Source organism: Kitasatospora sp. NPDC056181, assembly GCF_042266225.1.
Taxonomy (GTDB): domain Bacteria; phylum Actinomycetota; class Actinomycetes; order Streptomycetales; family Streptomycetaceae; genus Kitasatospora.
This window is the reverse complement of sequence record NZ_JBHJUK010000058.1, coordinates 32031-44968: the sequence shown is the minus strand read 5'-3', so window position 1 is coordinate 44968 and position 12938 is coordinate 32031. Positions and strand designations below refer to the sequence as shown.

The 12938-nt window shown below is 73.5% G+C and carries 11 protein-coding genes and 2 tRNA genes; 7 read left to right on the top strand and 6 right to left on the bottom strand.

Features of this window, described 5'->3' with window-relative positions:
* Positions 1–148: 148 nt before the first annotated feature.
* Genes purL through purS form a run of 3 tightly spaced genes read right to left on the bottom strand, consistent with a single transcriptional unit; the run spans position 149 to position 3332 of the window.
* Positions 149–2404, bottom strand: coding sequence for a phosphoribosylformylglycinamidine synthase subunit PurL (gene purL / locus ACFC1F_RS22260; RefSeq protein WP_209415640.1), 2256 nt, complete (start codon positions 2402–2404; stop codon positions 149–151).
* Entirely contained in the window at positions 2404–3081 is a 678-nt protein-coding gene (gene purQ, locus ACFC1F_RS22255; protein ID WP_148643886.1) for a phosphoribosylformylglycinamidine synthase subunit PurQ, read from the bottom strand. Before purQ ends, purL begins: the two co-directional genes overlap by 1 nt.
* Positions 3078–3332, bottom strand: a complete 255-nt coding sequence (gene purS, locus ACFC1F_RS22250) for a phosphoribosylformylglycinamidine synthase subunit PurS (RefSeq protein WP_209415641.1) — start codon at positions 3330–3332, stop codon at positions 3078–3080. Before purS ends, purQ begins: the two co-directional genes overlap by 4 nt.
* Positions 3333–3799: 467 nt before the next feature.
* Between purS and ACFC1F_RS22245 the strand changes: the two genes are divergently transcribed.
* From ACFC1F_RS22245 to ACFC1F_RS22215, 7 genes are all read left to right on the top strand, one after another.
* Complete coding sequence (locus ACFC1F_RS22245; RefSeq protein WP_148643884.1) at positions 3800–4117, top strand: Lsr2 family protein; 318 nt, start codon at positions 3800–3802, stop codon at positions 4115–4117.
* 130 nt (positions 4118–4247) lie between these two features.
* A tRNA-Gly gene (locus ACFC1F_RS22240) sits at positions 4248–4320 on the top strand.
* Between the two features lie 39 nt (positions 4321–4359).
* A tRNA-Gly gene (locus tag ACFC1F_RS22235) sits at positions 4360–4435 on the top strand.
* Positions 4436–4696: 261 nt separating this feature from the next.
* A complete protein-coding gene (locus ACFC1F_RS22230; RefSeq protein ID WP_376160588.1) occupies positions 4697–5701 on the top strand; it encodes an ABC transporter ATP-binding protein in 1005 nt (334 codons plus the stop codon).
* Entirely contained in the window at positions 5698–6528 is an 831-nt protein-coding gene (locus ACFC1F_RS22225; protein ID WP_209415643.1) for an ABC transporter permease, read from the top strand. Before ACFC1F_RS22230 ends, ACFC1F_RS22225 begins: the two co-directional genes overlap by 4 nt.
* A 62-nt stretch (positions 6529–6590) precedes the next feature.
* Positions 6591–7817, top strand: a complete 1227-nt coding sequence (locus ACFC1F_RS22220; protein ID WP_376160586.1) for a sensor histidine kinase — start codon at positions 6591–6593, stop codon at positions 7815–7817.
* A 55-nt stretch (positions 7818–7872) separates the two neighbouring features.
* Entirely contained in the window at positions 7873–8493 is a 621-nt protein-coding gene (locus tag ACFC1F_RS22215) for a response regulator transcription factor (protein ID WP_148643880.1), read from the top strand.
* 27 nt (positions 8494–8520) lie between these two features.
* On the opposite strand, the gene ACFC1F_RS22210 is transcribed toward ACFC1F_RS22215, so the two are convergent.
* The 3 genes from ACFC1F_RS22210 to ACFC1F_RS22200 all read right to left on the bottom strand — a co-directional run bounded on the left by ACFC1F_RS22210 (position 8521) and on the right by ACFC1F_RS22200 (position 12893).
* Complete coding sequence (locus ACFC1F_RS22210; protein WP_376160584.1) at positions 8521–9420, bottom strand: phosphoribosylaminoimidazolesuccinocarboxamide synthase; 900 nt, start codon at positions 9418–9420, stop codon at positions 8521–8523.
* Between the two features lie 107 nt (positions 9421–9527).
* Positions 9528–11069 (bottom strand): N,N-dimethylformamidase beta subunit family domain-containing protein, encoded by a 1542-nt coding sequence (locus ACFC1F_RS22205; protein WP_376160582.1) that lies wholly within the window; start codon positions 11067–11069, stop codon positions 9528–9530.
* 255 nt (positions 11070–11324) lie between these two features.
* Positions 11325–12893: a hypothetical protein gene (locus ACFC1F_RS22200; RefSeq protein ID WP_376160580.1), complete on the bottom strand. Its 1569-nt coding sequence runs from the start codon at positions 12891–12893 to the stop codon at positions 11325–11327.
* Positions 12894–12938 lie beyond the last annotated feature (45 nt).

Here is a 12938-nt window from a genome sequence, read left to right as displayed (position 1 = left end):
GACCGCTCGGCGCCCCGCGCCGGTCGGCGCCGCCAGCGCGCCCCGGCCCTTCGTCGTCTGGTACTAACGGCTCTGCGCAGGACTGGGCCAACCATACCCCGAGGGCCCTACGGTTCCTTCGAACCGTCCGCCCCTCGTCACAGCCGCATCAGGCGAGCAGGGCCTCGATGACGCCGGTGTGGGCGTCCTTCAGCTCGGCCAGCGAGACGGTGAACTGCCCCTGGACGTCCAGCGCATCGCCGTCGACCACGCCGATCCGGGTGGCCGGCAGGCCGCGTGCGGTGCACATGTCGTTGAACCGGAGCTCCTCGCTGCGCGGCACCGCGACGACCGCGCGGCCGGCCGACTCGGAGAACAGGAACACGAACGGGTCCTGGCCTTCGGGCACGATGATCCGCGCGCCGTTGCCGCCCTTGAGGCAGCTCTCCACCAGGGCCTGGCCCAGGCCGCCGTCGGAGAGGTCGTGCGCGGCGTCGATCATGCCGTCGCGCGAGGCGGCGATCAGGATCTCGCCGAGCAGCTTCTCGCGGCCCAGGTCGACCTTGGGCGGCAGACCGCCGAGGTGGTCGTGGACCACCTGCGACCAGGCCGAGCCGCCGAGCTCGTCCTCGGTGTCACCGAGCAGGTAGAGCAGCTGGCCCTCCTCGGCGAAGGCGAGGGGGGTGCGCCGGGTGACGTCGTCGATGACGCCGAGCACCGCGACCACGGGGGTCGGGTGGATGGCGACCTCGCCGGTCTGGTTGTAGAGCGAGACGTTGCCGCCGGTGACCGGGGTGCCGAGCTCCAGGCAGGCGTCGGCCAGACCGCGGGTCGCCTCCGCGAACTGCCACATGACGTCCGGGTCCTCGGGGGAGCCGAAGTTGAGGCAGTCGGAGATGGCGAGCGGCTTGGCACCGCCGGCCGCGACGTTGCGGTACGCCTCGGCGAGGGCCAGCTGGGCGCCGGTGTACGGGTCCAGCTTGGTGTAGCGGCCGTTGCCGTCGGTGGCGACCGAGACGCCGAGGTTGGTCTCCTCGTCGATCCGGATCATGCCCGAGTCCTCGCCGACCGAGAGCACGGTGTTGCCGAGCACGTAACGGTCGTACTGGTCGGTGATCCAGGACTTGGAGGCCTGGTTCGGGTGGCCGGCGACCTTCAGCAGGTCGGCCTTGAGGCCCTCGCCGGTGGTCGGGCGGGCCAGCCGCGCGGCGTCCGGGACGTCGGCCTGCAGCGCGTCCTGCCAGCTCGGGCGGGCGAACGGGCGCTGGTAGGTCGGGCCCTCGTGGGCGACGGTGCGCGGCGGCACGTCCACGACGAGCTCGCCGTGCCAGAAGATCTCCAGGCGCTCGCCGTCGGTCACCTCACCGATGACGGTGGCGATGACGTCCCACTTCTCGCAGATCTCCAGGAAGCGGTCGACCTTGCCGGGCTCGACGATGGCGCACATGCGCTCCTGCGACTCGCTCATGAGGATCTCCTCCGGCGAGAGCGTGTTGTCGCGCAGCGGTACGGTGTCCAGCTCGATCCGCATGCCGCCGGAGCCGGCCGAGGCCAGCTCGGAGGTGGCGCAGGAGAGGCCGGCGCCGCCGAGGTCCTGGATGCCCTTGACGAGCTTCTCGCCGAAGATCTCCAGGGTGCACTCGATGAGGAGCTTCTCCTGGAACGGGTCGCCGACCTGGACGGCCGGGCGCTTGGCCGGGCCGGTGGCGTCGAAGGTCTCGGAGGCGAGCACCGAGACACCGCCGATGCCGTCGCCGCCGGTGCGGGCCCCGTACAGGATGACCTTGTTGCCGGCGCCGGAGGCCTGCGCGAGGTGGATGTCCTCGTGCTTCATCACGCCCACGCAGAGCGCGTTGACCAGCGGGTTGCCCTGGTAGCAGGAGTCGAAGACGACCTCGCCGCCGATGTTCGGCAGGCCCAGGCAGTTGCCGTAGCCGCCGATGCCCGCGACGATCCCGGGCAGCACGCGCCGGGTGTCCGGGTGGTCGGCCGCACCGAACCGCAGCGGGTCCATCACGGCGACCGGGCGGGCGCCCATCGCCAGGATGTCGCGGACGATGCCGCCGATGCCGGTGGCCGCGCCCTGGTAGGGCTCGATGTACGACGGGTGGTTGTGCGACTCGACCTTGAAGGTGACCGCGTAGCCCTGGCCGACGTCGACCACACCGGCGTTCTCGCCGATGCCGACGAGCATCGCGTCGTTCTTCGGGGCCTTCTCGCCGAACTGCTTCAGGTGGACCTTGGAGCTCTTGTACGAACAGTGCTCCGACCACATGACGGAGTACATCGCGAGCTCGGCACCGGTCGGGCGGCGGCCGAGGATCTCCCGGATCCGCGCGTACTCGTCCTGCTTGAGACCGAGCTCGGCCCACGGCTGGGCGGCGTCCGGGGTCTGCTCTGCGTTCTTGACGGTGTCGAGGCTCATCAGGCGTTCACCAGCTGCTTCAGGACGGAAGTGAAGAAGCCCAGGCCCTCGGTGGTCGGACCGGTGAGCGGCTCCACGGCGTGCTCCGGGTGCGGCATCAGGCCGACGACATTGCCCGCGGCGTTGGTGATGCCGGCGATGTCGCGGTACGAACCGTTGGGGTTCACATCCAGGTAACGGGCCACGATGCGGCCCTCCGCCTCCAGCGCGTCGAGGACGTGCTCGTCGGCGACGAAGCGGCCCTCGCCGTTCTTCAGCGGGACGACGATTTCCTGGCCGGCCGAGTAATCCCGGGTCCAGGCGGTGCCGTTGTTCTCGATGCGCAGCTTCTGGTCGCGGCAGATGAAGTGCAGCGAGTCGTTGCGGGTGAGCGCGCCGGGCAGCAGGTGCGATTCGCAGAGCACCTGGAAGCCGTTGCAGATACCGAGAACCGGCATTCCCAGCTTCGCCTGCTCGATGATGGTCTCCATCACCGGGGAGAAGCGGGAGATGGCACCGCAGCGCAGATAGTCGCCGTAACTGAATCCGCCCGGCAGGACGACGGCGTCGACCTGGTGGAGATCCTTGTCACGGTGCCAGAGGGCGACCGGCTCGGCGCCGGCCAGGCGGACCGCGCGCTGGGCGTCGCGGTCATCGAGCGAGCCGGGGAAAGTGACGACGCCGACGCGGGTGGTCACTTGCCCTCCTCCTCGATGCGGACGGTGAAGTCCTCGATCACGGTGTTGGCGAGAAAGGTCTCGGCGGCTTCGCGGATACGGGCGAGCGCGGCGTCGTCGACCGGGCCCTCCAGCTCCAGCTCGAAGCGCTTGCCCTGGCGGACGTCGGCGATCCCGGTGAATCCGAGACGGGGCAGTGCGCGCTGCACCGCCTGTCCCTGGGGGTCGAGGATCTCCGGCTTGAGCATGACGTCGACTACGACGCGTGCCACTGGCACTCCCGGTGGTGTCTTCGTGAGGCGGGGGAACTCCAGACTACCGGGGGTTTCGGGTGGGATTGCTGGCCGGGGAGGGCGACGCGCGTAGACCTGAGACCCTTACGCCGCAAGGGTTCCGGGCCCGTGCCCCACCCCGGCGACCACCCCATTTCTACGGATTCGGCTCGGCGAACGAGAACGGCCGAAGAGCACCCGAATACCGGCACTCCGGGACAGATCGGCCAGCCGAGTGCGCCACTATCCGGTACTCCGGCGAAGAGACGTGAATATCCGGAAAAGAAAGCCGGACTCTTCGATTTCGACCCGCTTCGGGTGCAGAATAGGGCCACCTGCCGCGGCAAGTGCTGCGTATCCGGCACGCCATCAGGCCTGCCCGTATGCCCTTGCGCGTGTGGTGCACATCAGGCCACGGGAGCGCACCCCGCGCCCTTCGGCCGAATTGCCCGAGAGGATTGACACCCATGGCTCAGCGTGTAGTCGTCACGCTCTCCGACGACCTGGACGGCGGCGCCGCCGCGGAAACCGTCCACTTCGGCGTCGACGGGAAGTCCTACGAGATCGACCTGTCCCTGGACAACGCGGAAAAGCTGCGGGAGGCCCTCGCTCCGTTCGTCGCGGCCGGCCGCCGCCAGAGCCGCACCGGAAAGTCCTTCCGCCGCACCGCGCTCACCCCGGACCCGTCCGCCGTGCGCGCCTGGGCGCAGTCGCACGGCATGGAGCTGCCCGCCCGCGGCCGCATCCCCAAGGCGGTGTACGAGGCGTTCGCCGAGGCGAACTGACCCCACCGGGACCCGGTCGTCCCACCTGCCCGAAAGGGTGGGGCGACCACCCCGAACGATGCTGTAGAGTATTCCTCGTCGCCGCAACGGAGAGATCCGAAGAGGCGGCCGGTGCCCCACAAGGCACCGTGCGGACGTGGCTCAGTTGGTAGAGCATCACCTTGCCAAGGTGAGGGTCGCGAGTTCGAATCTCGTCGTCCGCTCGCAGTGCGCGAGCACAGCACAACTCAATAGTTTGACCTGCGGACGTGGCTCAGTTGGTAGAGCATCACCTTGCCAAGGTGAGGGTCGCGAGTTCGAATCTCGTCGTCCGCTCCAGTACGAAGGGCCCCCTCGATCGAGGGGGCCCTTCGGCGTTCCCGGTACGAGGCTTCCCCGCGCGGGCGCCCACTGCACGGGACTTCACCACACGGGCTTCCGGCACGGGGTTCCCGGCGCGGTATTCCGCGCCGGGCCATTCCCGGCCGGGCCGCCCTCGCCGGGGCGATGACATTTGTCATCGCCGGCCCGGGTAACCGCACCCCGTTCTCATGACGGCGCGCACTGCCCGCGGGGCCCGGGCGGCGGAAGGCTTGAGGCATGGAAACGAGCCAGCCCCCCGCCCCGAGCGAGCCCGTGATCGAGGTCACCGGCCTCCACCGCCACTACGGCTCCGGCGCCACCGGCTACCACGCGGTTCGCGGCGTCGACCTCACCGTCGGCCGCGGCGAGCTGTTCGCACTGCTCGGCACCAACGGGGCCGGCAAGACCTCCACCATGGAGCTGATCGAGGGCCTCGCCGCCCCGACCGGCGGCCAGGTCCGGGTGCTCGGCCACGACCCGCACCGCGAGCGGGCCACCGTCCGCCCCCGGATCGGCATCATGCTCCAGGAGGGCGGATTCCCCGGCGAGCTCACCGTCGCCGAGACCGGCCGCAGCTGGGCCGGGATGACCAGCCGCAGCCGCCCGGTGGACGAGGCGCTGGAGCTGGTCGGCCTGGCCGGCCGCCGCAACGTCCGGGTCAAGCAGCTCTCGGGCGGCGAGCGCCGCCGGCTCGATCTGGCGATGGCCCTGCTCGGCCGGCCCGAGGTGCTCTTCCTGGACGAGCCCAGCACCGGCCTCGACCCGGAGGCCCGCGCCGCCGTCTGGCGCCTGGTCCGCGACCTCCGGGCCGAGGGCACCACCGTGCTGCTCACCACGCACTACCTGGAGGAGGCCGAGGAGCTGGCCGACCGGCTGGCCATCATGCACGGCGGCCGGGTCGTCACCACCGGCACCGTGGCCGAGGTGATCGCCGGCCGCCCCGCCCGGATCACCTTCGAACTCCCCGAGTACTCCGGTGTCTCCCTCCCGCCGCTGACCGGGGCCGAGGTCCTCGTCACCGGCCGCCGGGTCACCGTGCACACCCCGCGGCTCCAGGCCACCCTCACCTCGCTGCTCGGCTGGGCCGACCTGCACGGCGTCGCGCTCGGCGCCCTCGACGCCCGCAGCGCCTCGCTGGAGGAGGCCTTCCTCGCCATCGCCTCCGAGGCCGCCCACCAGCCCCCGGCCGACGCCCCCGCCGCCCCCACCGCCCGCCGCCGCCTGATCGGACTCGCCCGATGACCACCGCCGTCTCCACCGCCGCCGCCGGCCCGCAGAGCACCACCGTCCGCCGGCTGCTCGCCCTCGGCCGGGCCGAGGCCACCCTGCTCGTGCGCAACCGGACCGCGCTGTTCACCGCCCTGCTGCTGCCGGTGCTGCTGATCGGCGGGCTGAAGAACGTGCTCGACGAGCAGGCCAAGAGCAACCCCGGACTCGACGTCGACTCGCTGCTGGTCAACGGAGCGGTCGGGATGGTGCTGGCCTTCGTCGTCTACTACAACCTGACCGCCGCGTACGTGGCCCGCCGAGGCGAGCTGGTGCTCAAGCGGCTGCGCACCGGCGAGGCCCGGGACGCCGAGATCCTGGCCGGCACCGCGGTGCCCTCGGTCGGCCTCGCCCTGCTGATGTGCACCGTCATCGGGGTGGTCGGCGCCGGCGCCCTGCACCTCGCGATGCCGGTCAACCCGCTGCTGCTGGCCGCCGGGCTGGTGCTGGTCGTCGGCACCCTGATGGCCCTGGCCGCGATCTCCAGCGCCTTCACCAGGACCGTCGAGAGCGCGGGCATCACCACCATGCCGGTCCTGCTGCTCACCCAGTTCGGCTCCGGCCTGTTCTTCCCGCTGGAGGTCATGCCGGACCGCCTCGCCGACGTCTGCCGCCTGCTGCCCACCACCCCGGCCTTCCAGCTGATCCGCGTCGGCTGGTTCGGCACCGACGGCTCCGGGGCCGCCACCGGCTTCGCCGGCACCTGGGCCACCGCCGCCCCGCACCTGGTCACCGGCACCGTCTGGCTGGGCCTCGCGGCCTGGGGCGCCGTCCGCTACTTCCGCTGGGAGCCGCGCCGCTAGGACCCCTCCGCACCTGGTAGGAAGAGCAGGACACGATCTTGGCCGGACGGGGGACGAAGCAGATGGCCGTACGCGGGCCGATACGCATCTGGAAGGGCTACGGCAAGCCGCAACGCTCCGAGCTCTACCTCCGCTGGTCGCTCTACCTGATGCCGCTGATCCTGCTGATGCTGGTCCTGCTCGCAGCCGGATCCTCCGTCGGCCAGGAGGCCTACCGGAGCACCGCCCAGGTCAGCCTGGTCATCGGCCTGGCCACCACCCTGCTCAGCCTGCGGGCCTACCGCACCTCGCTCGACCACTACCTGAAGCGGCCCACCACCCACCTGCGCTGGCTCGTTCTCACCGGCGCGACGGCGTTGGCCGGCTGCTGGGCCGTGCTGCTGCTCGGCCGTACCGCGGGCCCGGAGGACCCGGCCGGCCCGCCGTTCACCGTCGTGGTCGTCTCCTCCCTGGTGGCCTCGGCCTTCGGCCCGGCGTGCGTGGGCCTCTCCATGCGGCAGGCGTGCCTCGTCGGGATCGCCGGCCGGCTGCTGGTCGTCCCCGCCACGCTGCTGGCCGGGGTCGACCTCGCGACGGCGGCCGGGATGGTGGTCGGCGACCTGGTCATGATGGCCGTCATCGGCCTCAGCTGCCGCGGCTGCGCCTGGCTCCAGGGCGTCGTCTGGGAGCTCGACGCGGCCCGCGAGGCACAGGCCCAGCTGGCCGTCGCCGAGGAGCGGCTGAGGTTCTCCCGCGACCTGCACGACGTGATGGGCCGCAACCTCACCACCATCGCGCTGAAGAGCGAGCTGGCCGTCCAGCTGGCCCGGCGCGGCCGCCCGGAGGCCGCCGACCAGATGGCCGAGGTGCAGCGGATCGCCCAGGAGTCCCAGCGCGAGGTGCGGGACGTGGTCCGCGGCTACCGCACCGCGGACCTGCACGCGGAGGCGATCGGCGCCCGGGCGGTCCTGCGCGCGGCCGACGTGGCCTGCGAGATCGACCTCGGCGACGACGCCGACGGGCTGCCGCAGCCGGTCCAGTCGGTGCTCGGCTGGGTGATCCGCGAGGCGACCACCAACGTGCTGCGGCACAGCGAGGCGGGCAACTGCGTGATCCGGCTGCGCCGGGAGGACGGCCGGGCGGTGCTGGAGCTGGAGAATGACGGGGTGCCGGCGGTGCCGATCCCGTCCCAGGGCGGCGGCACCGGGCTGCGGGGGCTGCGCGAGCGGCTGGCCGCGCACGACGGCGAACTGAGCGTCCCGGCCACCGGGCCGGGCCGGTTCCGGGTGCTCGCCACCGTGCCGCTCTGAGCCGCCGTCCCGCCGCGTCACCCTGTAAGCCCGCCACCGCAGGAAGGCCCGCCCGATGACCGACACCGCCCCCGTGCGCGTCCTGCTCGCCGACGACGAGCACCTGATCCGCGGGGCGATGGCCGCGCTGCTCTCCCTGGAGGAGGACATCACCGTGGTCGCCCAGGCCGCGTCCGGCCCGGAGGCGGTGGCGATGGCGCAGGCGCACCGCCCCGACGTCGCGGTGCTGGACCTCCAGATGCCCGGCCTGGACGGCATCCAGGTGGCCACCGAGCTGCGCCGGCTGCTGCCGGACTGCCGCACGATGATCGTCACCGGGCACGGGCGCCCGGGCTACCTGAAGCGGGCGCTGGAGGTCGGGGTGCGCGGCTTCCTGCCGAAGACCGTCTCGGCGGCGGACCTCGCCGGGATCATCCGCACCGTGCTGGCGGGCGCCCGGTACGTCGACCCGGAGCTGGCAGCGGACGCGATCAGTGCCGGCGAGACGCCGCTGACCCCGCGCGAGACGGACGTGCTGGAGCTGGCCGCCGACGGCACCTCGATCGCCGAGATCGCCGAGCGCGCGGCCCTCTCGCAGGGGACCGTCCGCAACTACCTCTCGTCGGCGGCGGGCAAGCTGGGCGCCGAGAACCGCCACGCGGCGGTGCGGATCGCCCGCGAGCACGGCTGGATCTGAGACCCGGCCGCGCCCGCGGGGGACGCGCTACACCCAGGGGGTGCCGGTGAGCAGCTGGTAGACCTCGGCGTACTTGGCGCGGGTCTGCTCGACGACCTCGGCCGGCAGCTCCGGCGGCGGCAGCTCGCTGTGGCGGTCCCAGCCGGAGGCCGGGGAGACCAGCCAGTCGCGGATGAGCTGCTTGTCGAAGGACGGCTGCGAGCGGCCGGGCTGCCACTGGTCGGCGGGCCAGAAGCGGGAGGAGTCCGGGGTGAGCACCTCGTCGCCGATCACCAGCTCGCCGTCGAGCAGGCCGAACTCGAACTTGGTGTCGGCCAGGATGATGCCGCGCTCGCGGGCGATGTCCCGGGCCCGGGCGTAGACGTCGAGGGTGGTGCGGCGCAGCTGGTTGGCGAGCTCGGCGCCGACCCGGCGGGCGGTCTCCTCGTAGGAGACGTTCTCGTCGTGCTCGCCGACCTCGGCCTTGAGGGCGGGGGTGTAGATCGGGGCGGGCAGCTCGGAGCTGTTCACCAGGCCCTCGGGCAGCGCGATGCCGCAGACCGTGCGGTCGGCGTCGTACTCGGTCAGGCCGGAGCCGGCCAGGTAGCCGCGGGCCACGCACTCGACCGGGATCATCTCCAGGCTGCGGCAGACCAGCGTGCGGCCCTTCCAGTCGGCCGGGGCGCCGGCCGGGACCTCGGTGGAGATCACGTGGTTGGGCACGATGTCGGCGATCCGCTCGAACCACCACAGCGAGAGCTGGGTGAGGATGCGGCCCTTGTCGGGGATCTCGTTGGGCAGCACCCAGTCGTGGGCCGACATGCGGTCGCTGGCGACCATCACGAGGTCGCCCGACTCGGCGCGGTAGAGGTCGCGCACCTTGCCGGTGTGCAGGTGGACCAGGCCGGGCACCTGGACCGGCTCGGGCTTGGTGACAAATCCGCTCAAGGTCGTCTCAGTCCTCAGGGGTCGTTCGCGGGCGTGGGGCGCGAAAGGGGAGGTCACTGCCCCCGAGTCTGTCATGGACGCCCGCCCGGGCCCCGACGGCCTCGGGCTCAGCCGTTCTTGCAGAGCCGGTCCAGCAGGTTGGCGGTGGCCCGCTGGATCCGCTCGTCGGTGAGGCCGGGCCGGTCCAGCGCGGGCGACCAGGCGAAGGTGCCGGAGGCGAAGACGTACGCGCCGCTCGGCGCCCGGTAGAGCGAGGTCTCCTGGTAGCGGGTGCGGCCGCCGAGGTCCCGGTACGGGGAGTGCGCGAGCAGGACCCGCTCGGTGTGCTCGGGCAGCGCCACCTTGGGGTAGTAGCGGTCGGCCTCGCCCGCCACCAGGCCGGGCAGTTCGTCGCCCTCCTGGACGCCGGTGCCGTCCCAGAGCCAGTGCGCGGTGTGCCGGGCGACCAGCGGGACGGGGGCGGCGACCCGGCCGGAGTACTGGAGGCCGAGCAGGTGCTGCTCGGCCTCGCCGGCGTCCCGCCAGAGCGCGCTGGCGGCTCCGGGGGCGCCGACGGCCGGGCTGCCGGGCTGGACCTTCTGCCGTTTGCGGCAGTTGAGCAGCCGGTTGGGCTCGCCGGAGGGCGCCGGGCTCAGCTCGACCCGCCAGTACATGGTGTTGGCGGAGAGGAAGACCAGCGAGGTGCCGCCGTCCCGGGCCCGTTCGGCGGCCCGGCGCATCGGCTCGGACCAGTACTCGTCGTGGCCGGGGAAGATCAGCGCCCGGTGCCGGGACGGGTCGACCAGGCCGGCGTGCAGGTCGGTGGCGGTGGCGTAGGAGAGGTCGTAGCCGTACCGCTCGGCCCAGCGGATGAAGTCGTAGGCGTGACCGACGTGCAGCGGCAGTCCGGCGGTGGCGTGCGGGCGGTCGAAGGAGACGGTGACGGCCGCCTCCGGCTCGCCGACCAGCCGGCCCTGGTCGTCCCAGGCGTGGTAGAGGCTGGCCCCGCTGCGGCCGTCCTCGGGGAAGAGGTTGTACGCCTGCCAGGTCACGTCCGGGAGCACCAGGAGCAGCTCGGCGGCGTGCGCCTCGTCCTCGAAGTCCCGCACGGTGAAGGGGATGTGGCTGCGGTCCAGCATGTCACCGGTGGTCAGCACCGCGACGTAGGCGCCGGGCTGCCAGTGGGCGGGGATCTGCAACCGCCAGGAGTGCCACCAGTGGTGGCAGGAGACCGTCCGGCCGACCACCAGCGGGGCGGGCTGGGCCAGCCCGGCGATCAGCGGGCTGGACGTCATGTGGTGGGCGCCGTCGCCGCCGTAGTGGCCGATCCGGTAGACGTCGACGGTGAACTCGCGGGGCGGGTTGACGGTGACCCGGAAGTCCACCGAGCCGCCGGGGCGGACGACGCCGGCCGAGGCGAAGCCCTTGATCTGCTGCACCACGTCGTTGGCGCCCTGCGGGGTGCCGACCGGCGGCTTGGGCCTGGCGCCCCCCGCCAGCGGCTGCTGGCCCGGCGCGTCCACCGAGACGTACCAGGGGACGGTGCCCTCGGCGCCCGCGAGGTACTGGTCCGGACTGCGCAGCCAGGGCAGCGGGCCCTGGCCGAAGGGGTCGGAGACGCTGTACGCGTGCGTTCCGGACTCCCAGCGGCGGTTGAGTTCCGTCCCCACGCGCCCCTCCCACGGATGCACCTCGCCGGATGGCATGTGCCCACCGGATGTGCGTGCGGTCTAATACACCACAGAGTGCTGGCGCTGCGTCACCCCACGGTAGCAACTAGTGGCGATGAATCTTCCGCGCTGCCCCGGAGAGGGCTCCGGCCTGCGAAGACCCGCCGGCCCCGGCCGCCCCGGGGGCGCGAGCGCTGGGCCCGAGCGCCCTCCCCCCGCCCGGGGCCGGACGGACCCGGACGGACCCGGACGGGCTCAGAGCCGCACCGGCTTCTCCAGCCGGACGTCGGCGGCGTCCAGCCAGGCGCGCAGCGGGCCGTCCTGGCCCTGCTCGACGGCCTGTGCCACCGGGGCGGCCAGGTCGGTACGGCGGACCCCGCCGATCAGCAGCACCGGGCCGTCCAGCCAGTCCAGGCCGGGGGTGGCCCCGGCGGTGTCGACCGCGGCGCAGCAGACCATCGCGGTGACGTGCTCGACCAGGAGGTCCCGCCCGGTGCGGACGGGCTCCAGCAGCGGCGCGGGGGCCGTGGTGCGGGCCAGCTGGGCGGTGAGCGCGGCGGCCAGCTGCTCGCCGTCGCCCTCGGCGAGCCGGACCAGCAGCCGGGTGAGGGTCGGGGAGCCGGGGCGGGCCTGCGGGGCCGGGCGGTCCAGGGCGGACTGCAGGGCCGCGGCGCGGGCCCGCCAGCCGGCGTCCACCACCTCGGCCGGGTAGTCGGCCCAGTCCAGCTCCCGCCAGCCGCCGGAGGCGGGCCGGCCGAAGAACAGCTCCGCGGCGAGCAGCGAGACGGCCTCGTCCACCGTGCCGGGCTCCTCCAGCAGGTCGCAGGCGGGCCGGTCGCCGAGGCGGCTGCCGTAGCCGTCGGCCAGGCGGTCGCGCCGGGACAGCTCGGTGAGCGCGGCGACCACGCCGGCGTTGAGGTGCGCGGGGTGACGGCCGAGCCGCCAGGCGGGCAGCGCGACCCGGGTGAGCAGCCGGTCCCAGCCCGCGTACGCCAGGCCGACCTGCTCCTGCGCGGCGATCCGCAGGCCGTAGTCGACCGCCCGGGCCTGCTCGGAGGCCCAGCCGGCGACGGCCCGCTCCAGCTCGGCGGAGTGCGCGCGGCAGGCGCCGAGCAGCCGGCGGGTGATCCGGTCGGTCAGTGCGGCCGGGCCGCGGCGGCCCGTGGTCGGGGCTGCGGGGGCGGCGGCTCCGGCCGGCCCGGGGGCGGCCTCGTCCAGGCTGGCGTCCAGGCTGCGCAGGAAGCGGCGGGCGGCGGCGATGTCCGGGTCGGCGGAGGCCGCGGTGCCGGCCACCACGGGGGCGAGCAGGGCGCGCAGCTCGCCGGCCCGCATCCACCAGAGGAACGGCGAGCCGATCACCAGCACCGGCGCGGGCGGCTCGTCGGTGCGGCGCGTCGCCCGGAGGCCGGCCCGGCCGTCCGCGGGGACGTCCTCCAGCCAGGAGTCGCAGTCCGGGGTGAGCGCGATCGCGGAGGGCGCGGGGACCTCCAGCCGGTCGGCCAGCTCGTCGATCAGCCGGTACAGCTCGGGGGCCTGGGCCCGCTCCAGCGGGACGGCCGGGGTCCGCGGCGGGACGGCCCTGCGGTAGGCCCGGGCGGCCAGTCCGGCCACCAGCAGGGTGGCGGCGGCCACCGCGCAGACCACCCAGCGCACGGCGTCCCAGGCGGCGGCGTCGGAGGAGCCGGGCGCGCCGAGCCGGCCGGTGAACCGGCCCGCGAGCAGCACCACCGCGACGGCGGCGGGCAGCGCGGCGGCGGCCAGGGCGAGGCCACGGACCCGCAGGACCGCGTGGGCGTGAGCGCGCGCGGTGTCGAAAGCGGCCATACGGTGCGGCACCCCCTTCGGAGCCCTCGGGCGCCCGGCGACGGG

What these genes read in the sequence shown, in the direction of transcription:
- ACFC1F_RS22230 (WP_376160588.1), top strand. Translation starts at nt 4,697, where the DNA reads ATGGAAACGAGCCAGCCCCCCGCCCCGAGCGAGCCCGTGATCGAGGTC.
- ACFC1F_RS22245 (WP_148643884.1), top strand. Translation starts at nt 3,800, where the DNA reads ATGGCTCAGCGTGTAGTCGTCACGCTCTCCGACGACCTGGACGGCGGC.
- ACFC1F_RS22220 (WP_376160586.1), top strand. Translation starts at nt 6,591, where the DNA reads ATGGCCGTACGCGGGCCGATACGCATCTGGAAGGGCTACGGCAAGCCG.
- ACFC1F_RS22225 (WP_209415643.1), top strand. Translation starts at nt 5,698, where the DNA reads ATGACCACCGCCGTCTCCACCGCCGCCGCCGGCCCGCAGAGCACCACC.
- ACFC1F_RS22215 (WP_148643880.1), top strand. Translation starts at nt 7,873, where the DNA reads ATGACCGACACCGCCCCCGTGCGCGTCCTGCTCGCCGACGACGAGCAC.
- ACFC1F_RS22200 (WP_376160580.1), bottom strand. Translation starts at nt 12,893, where the DNA reads ATGGCCGCTTTCGACACCGCGCGCGCTCACGCCCACGCGGTCCTGCGG.
- purL (WP_209415640.1), bottom strand. Translation starts at nt 2,404, where the DNA reads ATGAGCCTCGACACCGTCAAGAACGCAGAGCAGACCCCGGACGCCGCC.